We start from the raw sequence: 22,179 nt of genomic DNA, 5'->3' as shown, positions 1-22,179 counted from the left end.
CTCTCTTATTGTTGTGCAGAATCTACTACAACTTTGACAGCTGTGCCGATGGGTGGCAGGCTTCTGGTCAGCACTGGGCTGTAGAATCCGATAACTTTTGTGCCTTTAACAAGCTCGCTGCTTTTAACAGCTTCGCCGTCTTTGTTAATGAGCACTGTGTCTTCGCTAATGCGCAGTACTACTTCTTTTTGTGACAATTCGCTCAGGCCACTACCTTTAACAGTGATACTGATATTTCCCTTATCGTCTTTTTGAACTTCTTCAATAGTACCAGCAGTACCTAGAAGATCATCTTGTTTTTGCTTATCCAGAACGGTGATTTTGTAAGTTGGTGTTTGTGGCGGAAGACTCATAGTCATGACCATGGAGTGTTCTGCTTTTACTGTCATCCCGATATGGAGATCTTTGAGTGCAATTTTAGTGCCGTCAGCCATCTCAATAGCCGTATCTTCCCCTACATTTAATACGATTCCATCCGTACCTACACCTTGGATTTGAACGGATTGGTATTTACCACCATCATAGACTGCTGTAATCACACCAGTCTTAGTCATGTGCTGCTCGGCGGCATTTGTGTTGATCACAATGGAATCTCCCTTCACAGTCATGTTTTGATGAATTACTTCGCTTAAAAAGGAAGCTGGGACATACAAAGTGGAGTCAACCAATTGTGGTGCAGTTCCAAGTGTTGTATTCATTTTGTTGATACTATAACGATCTTCTCCAGCTTTCACTGTAGTGAATACAGCGCCATTGATAAGTTCAACGGATTTATTCTGTGCATTCCAGGTTAATTCAAATCCAAGGGCTTCAGTAATTGAACGTAGTGGTACCATCGGCTCTTTACCGCTTGTGCTTTGGAAGCCTGTTTCTTTAATAGTCGATCCGTTGATTTCAATCGCAAACGTCTTTTGATTAACGCTAGCGGAGGTTTGTGTAGCCTCATTTTTAGCAGAAGTTGTGGTGGGTGCAGCATAAGCTGCTCCTGTAGAAAGTGCTAGGGACAAAGTTAAAAGAACTGTACTTGTTTTTAAAATGTTGTTCATGGTTGTGAGCTCCTTTTAAAATCTTTTGTTAGTGTTGTTATTATTCTGACGGGACACCCCTCCAAAATGTTGCAGTTTTTTTGCATCCCGATCGTAATCTTCATTCACTGCAAATATAAAAAAAGCATAAGACCCCACAGCTATATGTAGTAATATGTAAGTATTAACAATCGCTCACATAAGGAGGCGCTATGGAGTCATTCAAAGATCGACTGAGATTCATGAAGGTACAGCAGGACGGGCTTATTAAGGAATATGAGGCTCTGATTGCGGAATATGAAAGTCACGATCTGGTCAACGAGAATGAATACTTGAAGAAGCAATATGAGAAGCATAAGCTTGCTTTGGTCGAGCTAAAGACTCAGGTAGGTAAGCTTCAAGAAGAGAATACTGAGCTAAGAGTTGCGCTAACGGAACAGATTTTAGATGAAAAGCTGGGCATTCTTAAAGTGTCGAGGCAGAAGCTGCAGACTTATTTTTCCTCTAGAAGCCATGCTCATACAGATCGTCTGACGGCTTTTGAAGTGGAGACGAAACGTCATATTCAGCAGCTGTACCATACAGCCTCCAGGCAGCTGGGTGAGGAACAAGCAGAGATATCCAGTCGACTTGGGGCGTTGGCGGCAGAATTAAATGAGCGTGTGCTGGCACAGCGGCAGAGAATGAGGGAAGCGGAACTTCGCCTCAACTCGGGCATGGATAATGGATTACATGATTTTGCCTCGGAAGAGATCAGTGAAGAGGTGCTGAAGCGCCGAAGAAAACAAAATCAGATCGAAATGAAGATTGGACTAAGTTGGATTAACAAGCTGGGTATTCTGCTGTTGATTTTGGCGGTGGGGGCAGGCTTCCGGTATACCTATTCCAACTGGTTCACAGGTTATATGAAGGGAAGCGCTTTTTTTCTACTGGGGTTATTGATGCTGGGAGGCGGGGAGTGGTTATACCGCAAAGGAAAAGGCACCTTCGCTTTAGGGCTGCTTGGCGGCGGGATTTCGGTGCTGTATGGCTCTATTTTTTATAGCTATTTTCTGCTTGATATTATTAGTATATATGTAGGGTTATCCTTGTCTGTACTCGTTACTTTAACTGCGGTACTCCTGTCTTTAAGGTATGAATCACGGAGTATTTGTGCACTGGGCTTAATCGGAGGATATCTGCCCTTATACTCTTATCTGGGGGCGTTTGGCCTTTCGGGCAACGCGGTTTATGTAGCTATGGGTTACTTGTTTCTATTGAATTTATTCATCTTATTGATTTCTTTCCGCAAACGCTGGAACGTTGTCAATTATATCAGCTACTTATTTAATACACCCTCCATGCTCATATTAATAGCTTTGTCGGATAGCAACGGAATTAATATGTGTTATGCTGTTTTGACTTTTGCGATGTATCTGGGAATTACCTTGTGGTACCCGTTCAAATATCGTTCCAAGCTGTCCTGGTGGGATTTCTCTCTCTTAGGATGTAATACGTTTATTAGCTGTCTCACCTTGTATATTTTATTTATGGATGCAGGACTGAAGGATTACAATGGTGCACTGGCGTTGCTTTTCTGCCTGCTGTATCTCGGTCTGGGTCGAGGGCTTGAGAAGCTGATGCCACAGGAAAAAGAAAGCATACTGCTGTTCTACGCCACTTCACTGACCTTCGGCATATTGATGATTCCATTTCAATTTGGAGCGGCTTGGTGGTCCATCGGTTGGCTGATTGAGGGCGTCGTTCTTACGTTGTATGGCAATCTGAACCGCTTTAAGGGGATGGAAAGGGCAGGCTGGGGCATTATGATGCTCTGCCTTGTAGTATTCTTCTGTCTAAATGTACCGACGCAGTGGGTCGCAGACTATCAATGGACGAATTTTAGAGATGTCTACTTCCCGCTAAAATATGTCTTTATCACAGCAGGCATGCTGATTGTCGCGGTGTTGTATGCAGTTCAGCATAACCGCAAGGATGCTCTTCAGCGCAGCGAACCTTATGAAATCACCTTAGCGTTGTGGTTTAAATATGCGGCGTTATTAAATTTCTGGATTTACGGCTTGTATGAATCGAGAAGATTGTATCATCTGGTTGTACCGGAGGACTTTGCGCATAGAACCTTCTATAATTTACTGCTGTCCGCTGTATGGACCTTGGTTCTGGCGTACGTGCTGCCAAAGGTGAAGGTGCTGTATGACACGATTGTTAAATATTTTGTGAGATTTCTGTTTGGGGTTGGCTACGTCATTTGTATAGTAATTACAGTAGGCCTGCCAAGTCTGCAAAATAATCTCGCGCAAAATACAGCAGCTGATTATATCGCACTAGCCGTACTGATTATCTTTAATATCTTTGTTTGGTTTAGCGGACGTGATCTGCTGATTGCAGCGCTGAATCGCCAGTTTAAGAGTATGGAGATCTATCCTGTTTTCATGGCGATTTATCTACTCGGCATTATCACCGCTTTCCTAGGAGTGCAATTGCAATTGAGTGATGCAGGGTTAATTTTTAGTCTCATTTATCTACTATTAGCCGTTCTGTTTATCATGTATGGCTTCCGCAAAAGGTATGTGTACATCCGGCGCTTCGGCCTTGGATTAACACTGCTGGCTACGGGCAAGCTGCTGCTCTATGATTTGGGTCTACTGAACACTGGCAGCAAAATCATAGCTTATGCCAGCTTTGGCATCTGCCTGCTCGGTATCTCTTATCTCTATCAAAAGGTGTCAAACCGGATGGAGGAGGGCCAGACAACCGCCGATAATGGTACTAAAGGATAAAACACAGAGAGAATAATAGGAAGGAAGACGGTGGATGTACGAGACTTATATTTTCGACCTGTATGGCACATTAATCGATATTCAGACAGATGAGGAGAAGCCGGAGGTATGGGATCGATTATCGCTCCATTTCGGATATCAGGGGATGTCCATAACAGGAAAAGAGCTACAGGCACAATTTCTGCGGGAGAGGGATTTACAGCTCACCAAAGCCGCGCGGAATTGTCAGTATCCAGATTTCGTAATGGAGGATGTGTTTCGTTCTGTGGCCCGTCAATTGGGTGGAGAACCGGATCAAGCGTGGTTACATGAAACGGTTAGATGGCTGCGGACATTATCGATGATCCATATCTCACTTTATGAGGGTGTGGTTGAAATTCTGCAAACATTAAGAGAACGTGGCAAAAAGGTGTTTTTGCTCTCCAACGGCCAGAAAACCTTTATAGAAGCAGAATTAACGATGCTGAATATTCTTCCTTTATTCGATGGCATTGCCATTTCCTCCGAAGCAGGAGTGAGTAAGCCAGACCCGCTATTTTTTCGTTATTTAGTTGAGCATTATGGAGCGGATTTGCGTTCGGCCATTATGATCGGGAATGATCCCCGTACGGATATTGCAGGGGCACTAACGATAGGAATAGATTCCTGTTACATTCGTACGGCTTCTTCACCCCCCAATACGACTGCGGAGAGTACTCAATCGATAGGGGACGGGGATTTGCGGAAGATCCCCGGATGGAACGCTTAGACATACAAAAAGTCCCCGTAACCGGATTCTTACTGACCGGTTACGGGGACTTTTGTATGTCGGGCGTTCGTGTCTAGAGCGCCGGTAATTTATTTAGATTACACCTTCAGCCAGCATAGCGTCGGCCACTTTTTTGAATCCAGCGATGTTCGCTCCTGCAACAAGGTTGCCGGACTGTCCATATTGCTCTGATGCATTTACAGATTGTTCGTAGATGGAAACCATGATTTCATGCAGCTTCGTATCTACTTCTTCAAAGCTCCAGGACAACCGCATGCTGTTTTGTGCCATTTCAAGCGCAGATACAGCTACGCCGCCAGCATTAGCAGCTTTAGCAGGTGCGAATAGTACGCCAGCTTGTTGGAACTGATGAATAGCTTCAAGGGTGGATGGCATATTGGCACCTTCGCCTACTGCTTTTACACCATTCTCAATCAGTTTCAATGCCATGGCTTCATCAATCTCATTCTGAGTAGCACTCGGAAGGGCGATATCACAAGGAATGGTCCAAATTTGCGTGGAATCTTCAGTATACACAGCGTTAGGATGTTCATTCACATATTCACTAATCCGTTTTCTTTCGACTTCTTTTAGGCGGCGGACAGTTTCGAGGTTAATCCCATTTTCGTCATAGATATATCCGGCCGAATCACTACAAGCTACGACTTTAGCGCCTAGCTGTACAGCTTTTTCGATAGCATAGATCGCTACATTACCAGAACCGGAAACAACAACGCGGCTTCCTTCAAAAGAAAGGCCTTTTGCCTTCAGCATCTCGTTTACGAAATAAACCGTACCGTAACCAGTAGCCTCTGTCCGAGCCTGACTTCCGCCGTAACCAATACCTTTACCAGTCAATACGCCAGCCGGATATCCTCCGCGGATCCGCTTGTATTGTCCGTACATGTAGCCGATCTCACGACCACCTACACCGATATCTCCTGCAGGAACGTCTTGGTCAGGACCGATGTAATTTTGCAATTCAGTCATGAAGCTTTGTGCAAAACGCATGATTTCGCCTTCGGATTTACCTTTAGGATCAAAGTCGGATCCGCCTTTACCTCCACCGATGTGTTGGCCGGTAAGAGCATTTTTGAAGATTTGCTCGAAACCAAGGAATTTGATAATACTAGCATTAACGGATGGGTGAAAACGAAGTCCACCTTTGTAAGGTCCAATTGCACTGCTGAACTGTACACGATATCCACGGTTAACTCTGACCTTACCTTGATCGTCTGTCCAAGGAACACGGAACATAATCAAACGTTCTGGCTCAACCAATCTTTCCAGAATGGCATTTTCCTGATACTTAGGTTCAGCAGCAAGGATTGGAAGCAAAGATTCAAGGATTTCCTTTACGGCCTGATGAAATTCGGGCTCAAAAGGATTACGCGCAACAACCTGTGCGTATACGTCTTCGATATAACGATGTGCCTTGTTGCTGTTTGTGTCTAATTGCTGGGTAGATACAGAGCTCATGAATTCAACCGCCTTTTCTAGTATTCATTTGGTCCAACACTTTTTTTATATTTTGGCACAAGTCAATGTTCCTCACAACTGTTTTTATTAAATAACTTACTTCAAGTGGAACGTTATAGACGCTGGGATGATAAGAAAAGTGTGAATAAACCGCGGTATACTTCGCGTAATGACGCGTTAAAGCGCGAAATATGCTACAATGATTGTGTAATAATTGTAAGGAGATGAAATTTAAAAAATGAGTGACAAAGTAAATGAGCAGGAGCTAGTAAATGTATTATCTGCCAAAACCAAAGTGGATCCGCAAATCATCCGCTTAGTATTGAAGCATGAACAGACCTTTATCAATAAGGCCAAGGCGAACGCCAAGGGTGAGGTAGACATCGACAGCGATGATCTGGTCGACTATGTCACTGCCCAACGTGATGTGAAGCTGGATGAAATCACAGTAGAGACTATTCTTGATGCAGAAATGGATTACTTGATGGATAAAGGATTGGCAGGTTATATCGACTAACATGGGTATTCGTCCGGCTCGGCTGCTGCTGTTTACAGGCAATAAGAGCCGGAGTGAAAATTAAATAGGCATACGCATTGCTTTTAGTGATTTAGTGTGGTACAATGAAATCAATCATAAATTTAACCCTTAATTCACATATTGTAAAAGGTTATCATTTGTGCGTATGAGTCCTTTTCCAATGTGTGAATTTTTATTTGTTCGTACACTACGTAGGAATAAAAGGACATGTGTTAAATAAAATATTGGAGGTAATATCATGCAAACAGGTACAGTGAAATGGTTTAACGCAGACAAAGGATTCGGTTTTATCGAGGTTGAAGGTGGAAGCGACGTATTCGTACACTTCTCCGCAATCACAGGCGACGGATTTAAATCTTTGGACGAAGGCCAACGCGTTGAGTTCAACGTAACTCAAGGCGCTCGTGGACCACAAGCCGAAAACGTTGTAAAACTGTAGTTTAAAAATCAGGCTGCCCTTAACACAAGTTGAGGGCAGCTTTTTTTATTTTCATAGTATGAATCTGCCCCTAATAGGGTAGCGATATCGTCTCGATTCGATCCAAGGAGGGGTACTTATGTATTTTCGTAAAAAAGCACTGGAGGAACTTCCGCAAGAAGACACAGCAATTTGGTCCTGTACCAAGGAAGGTTGCACAGGTTGGATGCGCGATAATTTCGCCTTTCAATATGTACCTACCTGCTGGCAATGCAACTCTCCCATGACTAGAAGTATGAAGATACTGCCAACGCTTGTGAATACGAATGCAGACATGAAGGCCATGAAGAAGGGCATTTCGATTAAGTAATCGAAGAAGCTAATATACTCAAACAGCTGGACCCTTGGACGGGAGCAGCTGTTTTTTTGTTTGAGTATTTTATTTACTGTGCAGTAATTTCTCCCATTCCGTTAAGGTTATGTTCTCTGAAATAGGCTTCAGATGTTCAGGGACCTCTACGTGGCACATAAATTCCAAGCTGTTGCCGTCAGGGTCGTTGAAGTAGACAGAAGCATTTCCTTGATAAGCCCGGATAAAAGGCTCAACAGAAGTCCGGTTGCGGAACGGAACAGCCTCTGCCCCAATCGATTCCAGCCATTGCAGTGATTGCTTCAAGTCCTCGTAAGTGACACGGAAGGCAATATGCCGCAAGGACGGGTGGTATGGGGTTTGAACCTCCTGGCCTTCCCAAAGACCAATCCAGCTCCGACCTTCCTCGATCCAGAAGAATACAGTTTCTTCATCCCGCCAAGCCATTTTCAGACCTAATTTCTCATAAAATTCGATGGATACCTCAAGATTGCTTACTGGTAAATGTGCTTCATATAGTCCTTTGATCATTGGATAGCACCTGCCGATCTGTCGATTTTGCGGGCTAAATTCAGGAATGCTTCTAATACTAGGTGAATGCGATCTTCGATTTCTTGCCCACCCTCGTATCCGTCGTACCCGACCTCGAACCGCTTGCGTTGCAGTCCGCCGATGGAGATCCAGTCTGGTGTATTAATACCGTGCAGGTTACGTACGATGGCTTGCAATTGAAGTAATGAGCTTATCCCTACCGCTCCCCCGGCTGAACTGGCGGATAACACAACTTTACCGTTGAAATGCGCCTGGCCTAGATGATCAATCGCATTTTTTAATACGCCACTTACCGAGCCGTGATATTCCGGAGTAACCAAGATTACTGCATCCGCTGCTAACATCTCTTGTTTAAGCTCGTTTAAATGTTCATGCTCTGTGTAAATCTCGTCTGGTGAATAAAAGGGAAGTGGGCGTTTGTAGAGATCAAACACGGTAACCTTTTCCCCATGTTGACTAATGAAATGGGCAGCATGTTCTGCCAGCTTCGTGCTGGTTGCTTCTTTTCGATTACTGCCTGTCAGGATCATCACTTTCATCTGTATCCACTCCTATGTGAGGTCAATTGCTATAAACCAATGATAGTTGAATCGGCCTCTGTTAACATCAGTACATGGAATGAACATACATAATAAAAACGCTCAGCCATTGTGCTGAGCGTCTAAGACTAAAGTTGTAGAGGAGTTTTGATTCTAGGCGTTATAGCCGCCTTTCAATGCGAAAATGGCAGCCTGAGTCCGATCCGCTAAGTTTAGCTTTCCGAGAACGTGGCTGACATGGGTCTTAACGGTTTTTTCGGTGATGACCAGCTTGCTGGCAATCTCTTTGTTACTCATACCGAGCGCAATCAGGTCTAATACTTCTTGCTCGCGTGGAGTAAGAAGCTCTAATCCGGTGATCGCAGCAGGTGTTGTGTTTGGGCCGTTCGGATCGGAAGTATTAAGTTCCAATTGCTCTAGTGTAGAGGTCGCCATTAGATTCATCAGTTGGCTGGCAGCCTCGGAATGTAGCTCCACTTGCCCGTTATGTACCTTGCGGATCGCAACTACCAGCGCTTCTGGTTCTATATCTTTAAGCAAATAGCCTTTGATTCCTACGCGGATAGCCGGGAGTACATGATCCTGATCCGAAAAGGAGGTCAATACAATGACCTTGACCTGCGGGTGGGAGATCCTCAGTGCTTGAGCGGTCTCAATGCCGTCCATAATGGGCATATGCAAATCCATTAATATGACATCCGGGTCCAATTCAGCTGTTCTTTCCAGTGCCTCGCGGCCGTTGGAGGCCTCCCCAATAACCTTGATATCGGGTTGTGTGGAGAGAAATACTTGCAGCCCACGGCGTACCATTGCATGGTCGTCTACTAATAATAAGTTTATCGTCATTTATGATCACCCGACTTCATGTAGATTGGATGGGCAGAGGTATGATTGCCTCAACCGTTGTGCCTTGATTTTCCACACTGTGGATATGAATACGACCGGAGAGAGCTTCTGCTCTTTCCTTCATAATATGCAGACCAAGAGATTCATTAGTGTCTGTGTTAGAACGCCGTTTGGCCCCGCCTTTACCTTGGTCGGCAACGCTCATTACCACCTCGGCTGCATTCAGATGCAGAGATACCTCCGCTTTAGAGGTTCCGGAATGCTTTCGTACATTATTGAGCGCTTCTTGGCCAATGCGCCACAGCCCTTCCTCCACGTTGCGGGGAAGTTCGTGAACACCGCTCCGTTGCGTCTGTATCAGCAGCCCTAGCTGCTGGCCATGAGCCTGCAGCGCAGTCAATAAACCGGCTTCCAGTCCGGCAGGCCGAAGCTGCATAATTAATGCACGCATTTCTTTGAGTGCTGATTGGGATAAAGCTTGAATATCGCGGACAGCTTCAGTAGCAGGATGGGAGATATGCTCCTGCTTCAGCATGCTTTCCACGCCTTTGGCGGTCATTGAGAGGGAGAAGAGGATCTGGTTCACGGAGTCGTGCAGGTCACGGGCCAGACGATTCCGCTCGTCAAGACGCGCAATTTCGCGGCGTTTCTCTCCAAGCTGAGCACTTTCCAATGTAGCGGAAATATGTTCAGCGACAGCCTCAAGCACCTCTCCATCCGCAGTTGCGGAGGCTAGTGCTTTAGGTGAGGTGATCAGTAGAATTCCTGCACCTTGTGCGGCAATCTGCCGAAAGGGCACAGCGAGCATCACAACACGCTCCACGACAGGTTGTTCAGAACAGCAGGACTTCGTAATTTCCTGCTCTTCATCAGGGGTTAATGTCGCAAAGCGTTGTCCTTTTGCGATATCTCCTAGACGTACTTTAAAAGAATCCGAGAGCTGGAAGGGAGCTGTTTCCGGCGTTATATTAGCCGCATAGGCAGCATGGACTTCGAATTGTCCCTCATGCTGCCCGATAATCGCTGCAAAGGGCCAATCGAAATAGTCGCCAATCAGGGAGGCGCTTTTCTCGATTAGAATACTGGGCGAGATACATTGGTTGGCGGTTAGATTTAAAGCTGCGCTGAATTCGCCTAATTTGGCGTACAGATTCGCGCGGCGCTGCTCGGTGCTATATAACTGCATCCGTTCAATAGCACTGCCAATTTGCAAAGCCACGGATTGCAGCAGAGCCAGCTCGCTGTCGGCGTAATGTGCTTTGCCTGGTGCGGCCACATTCATAAGTCCCAAGTAACGCTCACCTGAATGCAGCGGGACGGTAGCGTGGTGGGTGATCCCCAGCGTGTCGCCCCAGTTATACTGCCTGGCGTTACTGAGCCGCTTGCAGCTTAGAATGTTGACGGCATGCTCGAGCCGATCATCCCATAGGTGGCTTAGGCACCAGCAGCTTCCGCACTGCATTGGTTGTTTATTGTCGCGTTGTAGTGCAGGTGGCAGACCTCGATCAGCGGCACACTCATATTCCATGTATTCTTCGCTCAGGAAGATCCAGCCTGCAGTGTTTCCGGTTAACTCAAGTAGCTTGCCCATGACTGTATCGAGCATGGGTCTCAGCTCATTGGAACTGTTCAAAGTCTCCGCAATCGTTTTGAGCGTCAGTAACTCATGAATTCCGGTTTCCTCCGGCATGAAGCTCTCTCCTTTAGCTTTGTTAATTATGTTCTATCTATTGTAACGTAGAATGGTTCATTCATTCTCAAATTTTATGTAATTATGGCGTAAATAAAAAAGAAGGTTCCTTAAGATCTGATATGACCTTAAAGAACCTCTGAGTATACATGTTAATTTACAGCTGCGGGAGTAGCGGAAGGCGTACAGTGTTCTGGAGCTTCGTGTTCAATAAGTCCATGTTTCTCCCAAGCTCGGCTTTTCCAACGGAAATACATAATGACGGCTCTCACCCACTCGTCCACCGCAGTGGCAATCCACACGCCGGCTAACCCGAGATCAAGTTGGAACACCAGGAAATAACCAAGAGGTAAGCTCATGCAGACCATAGAGATCAGTCCCATATATACAGGGAATTTGGCATCGCCCGAGGCGCGTAAAGAGTTAATGATAACCAGATTGGCTGTGCGCCCGGTTTCCAGGAAGAAGCTAAGCAATATGACCTGCGCCCCCATCCTAATGATGTTCTCATTGTCTGTGAAAAGCCCGAATAGCGGTACCCGGAAGAAAATCACCACAGCATCTATTATTACGGTAACCAGCAGCGCCCACTTTACACTGGTGAATACACGCTTATAGGCTTCATCAGGGCGTCTAGCTCCCACGAGATGTCCTACAACGATGGAAGTTCCCATAGAGACAGCTACACTGAATAAATAAATATAATTGGAAATATTAAGCGCGTACTGGCGAGTAGCCATAGCTTCAGCGCCTAAATAAGTAATATACAGTGTGAATACAAGCTGGCACGATTGATAAGTGATGGATTCAAAAGCGGACGGGATTCCGATTTTGAGAATTTGCAGCACGTATTTTTTAGAAAGATGAATGTAATAGGTTACTTTCACCCGTACCTCCATCACTCTGTAGAGCAGCAGGAAGAAAAGGATCAGGCAGATAAATCGACTCATCACTGTTGAGATAGCCGCACCCTCCACACCTAACGCCGGAAGTCCGAAATGACCATAAATGAGCAGGTAGTTGCCCACCACGTGAATAATGTTCATCAGCAAGGATACGACCATCGTCTGTTTGGTGAAACCGTGAGTACGGATAGTAGTCGCCAGAGCATTGATTAATGCTTGCAGGAAAATACCGCCCCCAACAATATTCATATAGGCTTTGGCGTAAATGAGGATATCCCCTTTTACATTCAGCGCAGTCAGTAGCGTCCCTCCGAATATCAGCAAAAACGTACTTAGAAGAATGCCGACTAACAGGTTTAGGGTAATGGCATTGCCGGTCACTTGAGCGGCTTCCAGAGGTTTTTTGGAACCTAGATATTGGGAGACCACAATAGCTGCACCGTTACCAATTACACTGAGGACTAAAATTGCTATCGCAATGATCTGATTCGCTGCGCCGACACCAGACACGGCATCGTCGGACACTGAACTGATCATAAAAGTATCCACACTACCCATGAGCATAAAGAGGAATAGCTCGAGGAAAATCGGCCAGGTCAGTTTGACCAGGTTGAATTCCTGGTGATTATTTTGCTTCATTGTGCACCTTCTTATATTATGATGTACTTCCTAAAATTTCATAAACAAACTGTAATATTAGCACAGCTTTCATGGAAATGCAGTATTTTTACAGAAAAATGACAAAACGTTTTTAATTTAGGTCGAAAAGAGCCCTTTAACCGCGCATTAGTATCCTCCAGGTAACTACATCACAATAAAGTGCCTACTTCCCTAGAGGGATGTAAGGAACTACAATTTGTACATGACTTACTAAAATATATTAATGAGGAGTGCAAATAAATATGAAATTACAATTAGCGTTGGATTTAGTGGACATTGCGGGAGCGAAAGAGGTTGTCTCAAAAGTTGCCGAATTTATAGATATCGTTGAAATTGGAACACCTATCGTTATAAATGAAGGTTTGCATGCAGTGAAAGCAATTAAAGAGGCTTTTCCTGCTTTGACTGTGTTGGCAGATTTGAAAATCATGGACGCAGGTGGATATGAAGTGATGAAGGCCGTGGAAGCGGGCGCGGATATCGTTACTGTACTTGGTGTTTCTGATGATTCTACCATTAGAGGTGCAGTGGAGGAAGCGAAGAAAACCAATAAAGAGATTCTAGTTGATCTGATCAATGTGAAGGATATCCAAACAAGAGCGGCTGAAGTAGACGCACTTGGCGTAGACTATATCTGTGTGCACTCTGGATATGACCATCAAGCGGAAGGTAAAAATTCTTTTGCAGATTTAAATGCGATTAAGAGTGTGGTTAAGCAGGCAAAAACAGCTATCGCTGGAGGGATCAAGCTAAGCACACTTCCAGAAGTGATCGCCGCGAACCCTGATCTTGTCATCGTTGGCGGAGGCATCACAGGTGAAGCGGATCAAAAGGCTGCCGCAGCAGAAATGAAACGTCTAGTTAGTCAGGCTTAAGATTACAATGGATACAATGAAATACGCGCAGCAAATTATAGAGGAGCTCCAGCGCTCCATATCTCAGCTTGATGAAGAAGAGACTGAGCGAATGGCTGAGCTGCTGCTTCAGTCCAACAAGATCTTCGTGGCTGGAGCGGGCAGATCTGGATTGATGGGACGGGCCTTTGCTATGCGGTTAATGCATGTTGGTAAAGAGGCTTATGTTGTAGGCGAAACGGTGACTCCGGGGATTGAACAGGGGGATGTGTTAGTCCTCGGTTCCGGTTCCGGTGAGACGAAAGGGTTGATCTCTATGGCTGAGAAAGCCAAAGGGGTGGGTGCAGAAGTTGTTGCCGTTACCATTGCGCCGGATTCGACGGTTGGACGTTTAGCGGGCTACACAGTGAAGCTGCCGGGATCTCCAAAAGATCCGGCCAGTGGAAGCTACAGCACGATCCAGCCGATGGCTTCTTTATTCGAACAGACGATGTTGGTCTTTTATGATGCTATTATTCTGCGAATGATGGAGAAGACGGGGCAGACGAATCAGCAAATGTTCGGCAAGCATGCTAATTTAGAGTGAACGTACAGAAACGAATGCCTTCCTATAAGGAGGTTATTCGTTTTTGTGTTAGTATGATAACAGGAGAGAGGAGGCACTTTAGGAATGGCAACCGAGATTAAAGATCGCATAAACTTGAAGGAAATTAACTGTGAGAAGGAATTAACGCTTGCGGTGATCGGAGGGAAATGGAAGCTGATTATCCTCTGGCATCTTGGGCTTGAAGGGACAAAGCGGTTCAGCGAGCTGAAAAAGCTAATTCCTCATATCACGCAAAAAATGTTGACCAATCAGCTTCGCGAGCTTGAAGAGGACCAGTTGGTTCTAAGAAAAGTGTACGCTGAGGTTCCACCAAAAGTAGAGTATTCCCTGACTTCATACGGCCAAAGTCTGCTTCCCGTCCTTCGATTGATGTACGATTGGGGTAAAAATTACGGAGAAAACGTGATCTGGAAGGACACGCCGCCGGAAGAAAGATGCTAATCGAATAGTCTAAGAACATTAATAATCCCTGAGAGGTCTGGATCGGCCTCTACAGGGATTTTTGGTGTTTTAAAGGAGTGATGCGGATAATGCTTTAGGCTTTCTGTTCGAATAGCTTAGCAATCTCCACGATAACATTTACCGCTTTTACCATATTGTCCGCAGACGCATATTCGAATTTGCCATGGAAATTCTCGCCTCCGGTGAAAATATTAGGTGTCGGCAAGCCCATGTAGGAAAGCTGCGAGCCATCTGTACCTCCGCGAATCGGGCGGATGATCGGTGTGATGTTAAGGTTCTCCATCGCCTCATGGGCAATATCGACGATATGACGCACAGGCTCGATTTTTTCGCGCATATTGTAATATTGGTCCTTCATTTCAAGCACGATGTTCTCTTCGCCATGGATGCTTTTGAATTCTTCTACGACAGCTGAGAGATAAGCTTTACGTGCCTCGAATTTCTCACGGTCGAAGTCGCGGATGATATATTGCAGCTTGCTGAATTCAGGTGTGCCTTCTATAGAGCTTAGGTGATAAAAGCCATCATAACCGTCTGTATATTCGGGCGCTTCCTCAGCAGGGAGTCTGAGATGAAGTGCCATGGCGATTTTGGCGGAATGAATCATCTTTCCTTTTGCAGTACCAGGGTGAACATTAACGCCGTAGACTGAGATTTTGGCAGACGCAGCATTAAAGCTTTCATACTCTAATTCTCCGAGTGGACCTCCGTCTACAGTGTAAGCATAGGAAGCATTAAAAGCGGCTACGTCAAATTTATGAGGCCCGCGGCCGATTTCTTCGTCTGGTGTGAAGGCAACTCTAATCTTGCCGTGTTTGATTTCTGAATGTTGAATGAGGTAATGCATGGCGGTCATAATCTCAGCAATACCGGCTTTATTATCTGCGCCAAGCAGGGTCGTGCCATCAGTTGTAATTAAGGTGTGGCCTTTGTATTCCGCCAGCTCCGGAAAGCTCGCTGTGGACAATACAACATTCAGCTCTTTATTCAAAAGAATATCTTGACCATCATAGTTCTCGATAATCTGTGGCTTCACATTCGTTCCGGTAAAATCAGTCGCCGTATCCAAATGGGCTAAAAAACCAATGGTCGGAACATCCTTGTCCGTATTCGCAGGGAGTGTCGCCATAACATAGCCATGCTCGTCCACCTGGACTTCCTCCATACCGATTTCCTTAAGCTCTTCAACCAGCTTGTGGGCCAGAACCATCTGTCCCGGAGTGGATGGGCAAGTCTCATTATCTTCATTCGATTGGGTATCCATTTGTGCATACGAAATAAACCGTTCTACAACCTCTTTCTTCACCTTGGGTCATCTCCTCTTTACTATTGTATATATATAGTATCACTTTCCATATAAGGTCTCATCCCTGAGGAAGAAGATTGAGGTAATATTTAGGTTTAATGCGGTAATATTTCTTGTTTCACTAACTTCGCTGAAAGTAAATAACGGTCCGGTGCAGATCCCACATATGAAAAGGGATAACAGGTAATCAACGTGAGGATGGCCTTATCACTTGGCTTTATAGCACCACGTTCGTCCCCGTCAACAATTGTGCTGCCTGTTACTTCATAGGTAAAAGTCCCGTCCGTACTTTCCAGCTCGATAAGATCTCCAGCCACGAGTTCTCCCAGATTACGGAACACTGTATCGCGGTGGCCTGCGAGCACACTATTGCCGGTGGCACCGATAGCTGCGCTGCCTTTATAATGTCCGGCTCCCTTTTTTAGCTCGGGGCTTTCCGTGCCTTCTAGCACTGCGATCTTTTTGTTTAATTTGGGGAAACGAATCTCTCCTATGATTTCACCTTCTGTATAGGAATGAGCGGGGGGCGGCTGTTCCTTGGCTGAACTGACCATTCCCAAGGGAAGAGGGGTTTCTTCGGCAGAACGGGAGTGGGCGACTGTTTCCTCCCTCTTTTTTGCCCAATCATTTAAAGCCTGTTTAGCTTCGATCGGTGCTTTGACCACCTGTACAACCGAGTAAATCAACACAACTAAAGAGAGTATGAAGATTAGCTTCACGGCTAGCAAGACACCATTACGCTCCTTCATACTCTCTCACCTCCAGACTTATGCTGCAAAATGTGGTTATTTCTTCGATTTCAATCTGCGCATGATAATCACGCTGAGTACCGCAATGGCTAAGCTGGCAAGAATCAAGTTATACCAAGGCTCAGCGGTATTCGGAAGCTTGTTGCCAACCTCTGGTGCCCCCAGTGGAAGCTCATCATCAGGCAAGGCGATTTCATTGCTTGGCTGCGGTGTTGCGCTGGTAGTTTGGCTGCCAGCACTTGGTGATGCTGTTGGCTCATTATCGCCTCCACCCAGTGGGATCGGTGCTTCAGTAACACTAATTTCATCTACTACTGTTGAAGCTGTAGGTGTTGGCGATGGTGTTGGTGTCGTTGATTGCCCTGGTGTGGCGACTGCCGTTGCAGTTGGTGAAGCGGTAGTTGTCGGTGAATCTGTCGGTGTCGTGGTTGGTGATGCTGTTGCTGTCGGCGAAGCTTCAGGTGTAGCTGTAGCCGTGGCAGTAGGTGTCGAAGTTGGCTCTATTGTAGGCGTAGTAGTCGCTGTCGGTGTTGGCTCAGGTGTAGGCTGAGCTGTGGCCGTTGCTGTCGGTGAAGGACTAGGTTCAGCGGATGGCTCCGGTCCTCCAGAAGCGGAGAACTCAAAGGCTACAGTTGTGGTTTTACCTTGATATTCGTTCCCTGCTTCCCACGGGAAAATTACATCCATTTGGATTACACTTTGTTCTCCCCCGGCAAGTGAACCGATGGTAACTCTTCCGGCAGCCTCGCTCATCACCCCTGAATAGATGATTACTCCCTCTTTTTCGAGTGTCATTTGGAGAATATCGTATAATTCTGCGTCTCCAGAGATGAATTTGAAGTCCACATAGTAATTAAAGCCCTCACTACCTGCATTAATAATTGTGTATTCTGAGTTCGTTTCATCACCAGGCTGCATATTGTTCATGGTGGCTGTGCTCGTCGTATGCGAATTCACCGTAAGCTTAATGGTATCTTGCGCACTAACTCCGCCAGCATGCCAGATGACTCCTGCTAGAATAGTCAGGATATAAGCAGCTATGAAAGCCGAGCGATATTTCTTCTTCACTTTACTCGCTCCTTTCTCCTGAACCCCATATTAAATTTTGTAGACATCATTTGCGGGTTTCCGGTAAATTCTTCTTTTCTAATCGTATTTTCCATCAAACATTGTCGAAATAAGTAGTATCTCACAGAACCACTTTTTTGTGCGCATGCAGGAATCTCCGTGAAAGCGGAAGGAGAGGATAGAGATCTACCGTCAATTCGTTCGTTATAGCGAATAACTAAAGTATAATCAAAATAATATCTAAACAAAAATGGGATATTAGAAGAAAATTCATCATATTTGATCAAATATCAGTTATATTAATGGATTTACAGCAGTTTTCTCTATTTAACTCTTTATTTTTATATAATTCATTGTTTTAATTGTGTTTTATTGAGAACGATTATGAATGCAAAATAAAAAGGCAAGACATACATCTGGAATAGGGCTCAAACCCCGATACCAGACCTATCGTCTTGCCTTAATTATGATGATAAATTAGATTTCCTTCATAGCTTCGGCTACAATCTCATAAGAGCGTAGACGAGCGTTATGATCATAAATTCCACCAGAAACAATCAATTCATCGGCCTGTGTCTCTTGCAGAATTTCTTGAAGCCGTTCTTTAATTGCTGCTTTATCACCAGCGAAAGAGTAACGCTGCTTCTCAAGCATGGCTGCTTTTTCTTGCATCGTCCATAGCCCCTCCATACTATCAACCGGTGGTTGTAACTTCCCCGTACGTCCGCGGATGATATTAAGGAATTGCTGCTGCTGCGAGGTAGCCAGTCGTCTTGCCTCATTCACAGTATCGGCCGCTGTAATGCCAACTCCGACCATCACATAAGGCTTGTCTAGTGCTGCTGAAGGACGGAAATTGCTATGATAGATGTGTAAGGCCTGTAGTAAATACTCTGGTGCGAAATGGCTGGCGAAAGCAAAAGGTAAACCTAGTTTTCCTGCCAGCTGAGCACTAAAACCGCTGGAGCCCAGCAGCCAGATGGGGATATTCAAGCCTTCACCGGGAACCGCACGAACTCCGGCCGGTCGTGATCCTGCACCTGCAGGATCGAAGTAGGCTCTGAGCTCACTTAACTGCTCGGGGAAGTCACTGCCGTCGCTTCCGAGACCACGGCGTAGCGCACGGGAAGCCGGTTGATCCGATCCCGGGGCTCTGCCCAGTCCTAAATCAATCCGTCCTGGATATAGGGATTCGAGGGTCCCGAATTGTTCAGCAATGACAAGTGGTGCGTGGTTGGACAACATGATGCCTCCAGAGCCTACGCGTATGCTTTTTGTGCCGCCAGCAATGTGGCCAATTAAGAGTGAGGTAGCAGAACTGGCAACACCAATCATGTTGTGATGCTCAGCAAACCAATACCGGTGATAGCCCCATTCCTCAGCATGTTGAGCTAAAGCTAAAGAGTTATGAAAAGAGTCTGCCGCTGTGCCACCCTCCACAATAGAGGCTAAGTCCAGTACGGAGAATCGAATATCGCGCTGTTGCTTCAATGTAATCCCTCCTATAATAAACGCTCAGATAGTCTAGAGCAGTATTTGTAGCTGCGAATAATGCTACTCGCCTAGTATACCATGTAATAAAACTATATACACACTTTAAGTAAGTTATACGCACTTTGTAATGATTAGATAAGGAATAAGTATGTCTTTTAAATAAAATGTAAGCGCTTTAAAAAATCTGTTGTTATTTCTTAACGGGCTTGCTATAATCACATCGAAAAGTTACCTGAAAAAAAGGAAGTTATCGTTATGAAGCCAACCATAAGAGATGTTGCCAGAATGGCGGAGGTGTCGATCAGCACCGTATCGCGTGTTATGAATGCACCGAATACGGTCGTAGAGAGCAAACGGAATCGAGTGATGGAGGCTGTAGAACGTTTGCAATATCAACCAAATGCGTTTGCACGGGGCCTGATCTACAAGAAGTCTTTTACACTGGGCCTGCTGATTCCGGATATTGAGAACCTGTATTTCGCAGGGGTTATTCGGGGAATGCAGGATGCATGCATCAAGCTTGGATACAGTTTAATGATCTGCAATACGGACCGCGACAAAGAACGGATGTTGTCTTACATTGATAACTTCCATGAGAAGCAGGTGGATGGGATCGTGTTCGCCAGTGATGTCCTTTATCCTGAGACACATGACAAATTAGTCGGTTGTAGAATTCCTTTTGTGTTGGTATCCTCGCATTCTGATGAGTACGACATTCCATCTGTGGAGGTAGATGATGAACAGGCGGCTTACGATGCTGTAAAGTTTCTGATTGATTTAGGGCATAAGGACATTGGCATGATTGGTTTTAACCATGATAACTCCGTATCCGGCCCGCCTCGTTATGAGGGTTTTGTAAGAGCGTTAACAGAGTTTGGACTACAACAGAATATTGTGAAGAGCAAGTATGCCAATCACCGGTTCGAACACGCTTATCAAGCGGCGCATGAGTTGTTTACTGATTATCCCGAGCTGACTGCCGTTTTCTGTGTTGCTGACGAATTTGCAATGGGGACGATTTCTTATCTGAAGGATCGTAATATTCTAGTTCCGGGGCAGGTATCTGTGATTGGATTTGATAATTTGCGAATGTCGAGTATGTTCATTCCAAAGCTGACCACAATTGCACAGCCGATTTATGAGTTAGGTTATCGGGCGGCGGAGATGCTGCATGAATTGCTCACAACAGGTGGTGTCCAGGTATTGAATGAAAAGATGGAGCATAAGCTGATTGTGCGGGAATCCACGCGGGAAAAATAAAGGCCCTTTATTTTTGTGACCTTCTTCTGAAAAGCTTTTCAGAGCTATGTATCGGTCTTAATTAAAATTTAAATGTTAGGATAGAAAATAGTATGAATTCTTATGAAAAACATCTCATTTTCCGATTGGAAACGGTTACTAATTATGATAATATAAAAAATGTAAGCGCTATTATTAAATTACATTTGTGATGGAGTTTGATTTTAGGATATTTACCTGTCTTCTGAAAAGCTTTGCAAGGAGGTGATCTGCTACAAGCTGCTAATACATGCCAGGGTGCCCGGATGATTGAATAAGATGTTATCTCTATAACCATTAAAGGGGATGTACAAAAGATGAAGAAGATCTCAGGACGTAAAAAGTCGTTGGCTTTAGTACTGTGTTTATCCTTCACAATGACGCTGAGCGCATGCGGCGGAGGCAACAATAATGCGGCGCCTACAGATCCACCGGCGGCAACAGTCAGCCCAACAGCAGATAACACCGAGAAAGCGACAAACACACCTAGTGCAGAACCTTCGGGTTCCCCGTTAGATTTAGCGATGAAAGGTGAATATAAAGGGACTAAAGTAACAATGTTTGGCCCCTTCGTAGATGCTGACCAAGTGAAATTTGAGAGCAGCATTAAAGAATTTGAAGAGAAGACAGGGATCGATATTCAATACGAGGGCTCCAAGGAGTTCGAAGCTACAATAAATATTCGTGTGGACGGCGGTAATGCTCCTGATATCGCTGACTTCCCGCAGCCGGGACTGCTGGCGTCGATTGCTAAGACGGGCAAGGTTATCGATTTGACCAGCGTGCTGGATCAAGATAAATTGACGGCTAATTACAACAAGAGCTGGCTCGATATGTCTACGATGGACGGAAAAGACGGGAAGATCATGGCGGGGATTTGGAACCGCAGTAATGTAAAAAGCTTGGTATGGTATCCAAAGAAACAATTTGATGATGCAGGCTACAAGGTTCCTGAAACTTGGGATGAGCTGATGGCGCTGACGGAACAAATTGCTAAGGATGGCGATCCTGCCTGGGCTATTGGCATTGAGAGCGGTGCTGCAACGGGTTGGCCAGCAACAGACTGGGTCGAAAATATAATGCTTCGTACGACTACGCCTGAGAACTACGATAAATGGGTAAAAGGTGAACTGCCATTTACTTCACCAGAAGTAAAAAATGCTGTTGAAATCATGTCTAAAATTTGGCTCAACAAGGATTATGTCTACGGTGGCGCTAAGTCCATCGTGACGACATCCTTCGGGGATGCCCCAGCGCCAATGTTCACTGATCCGCCTAAAGCCTGGTTTAATATGCTTGGTAACTTTATTACAAGCTTCTTCCCTGAAACGGCAAAGGTTGATCAGGATTATGATTGGTTCTACTTGCCACCAATTGATGCGCAATATGGTAAACCAGTGCTGGTTGCAGGTGATATTTACGCTATGTTCAACGATCGTCCAGAGGTTCGTGCAGTCATGGAATTCTTCACCACTGGAGAGTCGATTAAGAGCTGGGTACAATCTGGCGGCGTAATTGCTCCTATGAATGACGCTTCCCTTGATTGGTATACCTCTGAATCCGATCGCCGGATGGCGAAGTTGGTTCAGGATGCTTCCACACTGCGTTTTGATGGCTCTGACTTGATGCCAGGTAAAGTGGGTGCAGGCACCTTCTGGAAAGGGATGACCGACTATGTGAGCGGTACAGCGACACTGGATCAAGCCTTGGAACAAATCCAGTCCGGCTGGAACAACTAACCTAATATTTAAAGCGCACAGTAAAAAGAGGGGCAGTAGGAAAAGAGGATTGTCTGCCCCTCTTTTTGTTTT

General features: G+C 45.3%; 21 protein-coding genes. 10 read left to right on the top strand and 11 right to left on the bottom strand.

Going from position 1 to position 22,179, the window contains the following annotated elements:
* Positions 1-5 precede the first annotated feature (5 nt).
* Positions 6-1,046: a stalk domain-containing protein gene (locus NSQ66_RS29220; RefSeq protein WP_076140656.1), complete on the bottom strand. Its 1,041-nt coding sequence runs from the start codon at positions 1,044-1,046 to the stop codon at positions 6-8.
* Positions 1,047-1,237: 191 nt separating this feature from the next.
* Here NSQ66_RS29220 and NSQ66_RS29215 point away from each other — a divergent pair, with 191 nt between their 5' ends.
* Positions 1,238-3,805 (top strand): DUF2339 domain-containing protein, encoded by a 2,568-nt coding sequence (locus tag NSQ66_RS29215; RefSeq protein WP_076140658.1) that lies wholly within the window; start codon positions 1,238-1,240, stop codon positions 3,803-3,805.
* Between the two features lie 34 nt (positions 3,806-3,839).
* Positions 3,840-4,553 carry an HAD family hydrolase gene (locus NSQ66_RS29210; RefSeq protein ID WP_076140660.1) on the top strand — a complete coding sequence of 238 codons (714 nt, stop codon included), beginning with the start codon at positions 3,840-3,842 and terminating at the stop codon, positions 4,551-4,553.
* A 93-nt stretch (positions 4,554-4,646) separates the two neighbouring features.
* Here the strand turns inward: NSQ66_RS29210 and gdhA are convergent, their stop codons facing one another.
* Complete coding sequence (gene gdhA / locus NSQ66_RS29205; protein WP_036682144.1) at positions 4,647-6,032, bottom strand: NADP-specific glutamate dehydrogenase; 1,386 nt, start codon at positions 6,030-6,032, stop codon at positions 4,647-4,649.
* A 238-nt stretch (positions 6,033-6,270) separates the two neighbouring features.
* Here gdhA and NSQ66_RS29200 point away from each other — a divergent pair, with 238 nt between their 5' ends.
* From NSQ66_RS29200 to NSQ66_RS29190, 3 genes are all read left to right on the top strand, one after another.
* The gene (locus tag NSQ66_RS29200; RefSeq protein ID WP_038573758.1) at positions 6,271-6,549 is read left to right on the top strand and encodes a hypothetical protein; all 279 of its coding nucleotides are present in this window, start codon (positions 6,271-6,273) and stop codon (positions 6,547-6,549) included.
* A 259-nt stretch (positions 6,550-6,808) separates the two neighbouring features.
* Positions 6,809-7,009 carry a cold-shock protein gene (locus tag NSQ66_RS29195; protein WP_019914790.1) on the top strand — a complete coding sequence of 67 codons (201 nt, stop codon included), beginning with the start codon at positions 6,809-6,811 and terminating at the stop codon, positions 7,007-7,009.
* A gap of 118 nt (positions 7,010-7,127) precedes the next feature.
* Positions 7,128-7,358 (top strand): cold-shock protein, encoded by a 231-nt coding sequence (locus tag NSQ66_RS29190; RefSeq protein ID WP_036682139.1) that lies wholly within the window; start codon positions 7,128-7,130, stop codon positions 7,356-7,358.
* A 69-nt stretch (positions 7,359-7,427) separates the two neighbouring features.
* Here NSQ66_RS29190 and NSQ66_RS29185 read toward each other — a convergent pair whose 3' ends face one another.
* The 5 genes from NSQ66_RS29185 to NSQ66_RS29165 form a co-directional block, all read right to left on the bottom strand.
* On the bottom strand, positions 7,428-7,889 hold the full coding sequence (locus NSQ66_RS29185) for a VOC family protein (RefSeq protein ID WP_076140662.1): 462 nt from the start codon (positions 7,887-7,889) through the stop codon (positions 7,428-7,430).
* Positions 7,886-8,449 carry an NADPH-dependent FMN reductase gene (locus NSQ66_RS29180; RefSeq protein ID WP_036682135.1) on the bottom strand — a complete coding sequence of 188 codons (564 nt, stop codon included), beginning with the start codon at positions 8,447-8,449 and terminating at the stop codon, positions 7,886-7,888. The genes NSQ66_RS29185 and NSQ66_RS29180 overlap by 4 nt, the downstream gene beginning before the upstream one ends.
* A gap of 153 nt (positions 8,450-8,602) precedes the next feature.
* On the bottom strand, positions 8,603-9,295 hold the full coding sequence (locus NSQ66_RS29175; protein WP_036682133.1) for a response regulator transcription factor: 693 nt from the start codon (positions 9,293-9,295) through the stop codon (positions 8,603-8,605).
* 16 nt (positions 9,296-9,311) lie between these two features.
* Positions 9,312-10,985: a GAF domain-containing sensor histidine kinase gene (locus NSQ66_RS29170; protein WP_036682131.1), complete on the bottom strand. Its 1,674-nt coding sequence runs from the start codon at positions 10,983-10,985 to the stop codon at positions 9,312-9,314.
* A gap of 152 nt (positions 10,986-11,137) precedes the next feature.
* Positions 11,138-12,529 carry an MATE family efflux transporter gene (locus NSQ66_RS29165; RefSeq protein ID WP_036682130.1) on the bottom strand — a complete coding sequence of 464 codons (1,392 nt, stop codon included), beginning with the start codon at positions 12,527-12,529 and terminating at the stop codon, positions 11,138-11,140.
* Positions 12,530-12,792: 263 nt separating this feature from the next.
* Between NSQ66_RS29165 and hxlA the strand changes: the two genes are divergently transcribed.
* From hxlA to NSQ66_RS29150, 3 genes are all read left to right on the top strand, one after another.
* Positions 12,793-13,425, top strand: coding sequence for a 3-hexulose-6-phosphate synthase (hxlA, locus tag NSQ66_RS29160; RefSeq protein WP_036682127.1), 633 nt, complete (start codon positions 12,793-12,795; stop codon positions 13,423-13,425).
* Between the two features lie 7 nt (positions 13,426-13,432).
* The gene (hxlB, locus tag NSQ66_RS29155; protein WP_036682124.1) at positions 13,433-13,990 is read left to right on the top strand and encodes a 6-phospho-3-hexuloisomerase; all 558 of its coding nucleotides are present in this window, start codon (positions 13,433-13,435) and stop codon (positions 13,988-13,990) included.
* An 84-nt stretch (positions 13,991-14,074) separates the two neighbouring features.
* Positions 14,075-14,452, top strand: coding sequence for a helix-turn-helix domain-containing protein (locus NSQ66_RS29150; RefSeq protein WP_036682121.1), 378 nt, complete (start codon positions 14,075-14,077; stop codon positions 14,450-14,452).
* Between the two features lie 94 nt (positions 14,453-14,546).
* On the opposite strand, the gene pepT is transcribed toward NSQ66_RS29150, so the two are convergent.
* The 4 genes from pepT to NSQ66_RS29130 all read right to left on the bottom strand — a co-directional run bounded on the left by pepT (position 14,547) and on the right by NSQ66_RS29130 (position 19,087).
* Positions 14,547-15,779 carry a peptidase T gene (pepT, locus tag NSQ66_RS29145; protein ID WP_036682119.1) on the bottom strand — a complete coding sequence of 411 codons (1,233 nt, stop codon included), beginning with the start codon at positions 15,777-15,779 and terminating at the stop codon, positions 14,547-14,549.
* 95 nt (positions 15,780-15,874) lie between these two features.
* On the bottom strand, positions 15,875-16,528 hold the full coding sequence (locus NSQ66_RS29140) for a sortase (protein WP_051491225.1): 654 nt from the start codon (positions 16,526-16,528) through the stop codon (positions 15,875-15,877).
* A gap of 36 nt (positions 16,529-16,564) precedes the next feature.
* Positions 16,565-17,596, bottom strand: a complete 1,032-nt coding sequence (locus NSQ66_RS29135; protein ID WP_076140664.1) for a hypothetical protein — start codon at positions 17,594-17,596, stop codon at positions 16,565-16,567.
* A gap of 477 nt (positions 17,597-18,073) precedes the next feature.
* Entirely contained in the window at positions 18,074-19,087 is a 1,014-nt protein-coding gene (locus tag NSQ66_RS29130) for an LLM class flavin-dependent oxidoreductase (RefSeq protein ID WP_080742657.1), read from the bottom strand.
* A gap of 258 nt (positions 19,088-19,345) precedes the next feature.
* Between NSQ66_RS29130 and NSQ66_RS29125 the strand changes: the two genes are divergently transcribed.
* The gene (locus NSQ66_RS29125) at positions 19,346-20,350 is read left to right on the top strand and encodes a LacI family DNA-binding transcriptional regulator (RefSeq protein WP_036682112.1); all 1,005 of its coding nucleotides are present in this window, start codon (positions 19,346-19,348) and stop codon (positions 20,348-20,350) included.
* Between the two features lie 335 nt (positions 20,351-20,685).
* The gene (locus tag NSQ66_RS29120; RefSeq protein WP_036682109.1) at positions 20,686-22,107 is read left to right on the top strand and encodes an ABC transporter substrate-binding protein; all 1,422 of its coding nucleotides are present in this window, start codon (positions 20,686-20,688) and stop codon (positions 22,105-22,107) included.
* Positions 22,108-22,179: the final 72 nt, after the last annotated feature.

Source organism: Paenibacillus sp. FSL H3-0329 (assembly GCF_037963285.1).
In the GTDB taxonomy this organism is placed as follows: domain Bacteria; phylum Bacillota; class Bacilli; order Paenibacillales; family Paenibacillaceae; genus Paenibacillus_AQ; species Paenibacillus_AQ odorifer.
Note: the sequence above shows the minus strand (reverse complement) of the source record. Positions and strands in the feature narration are given on the sequence as shown.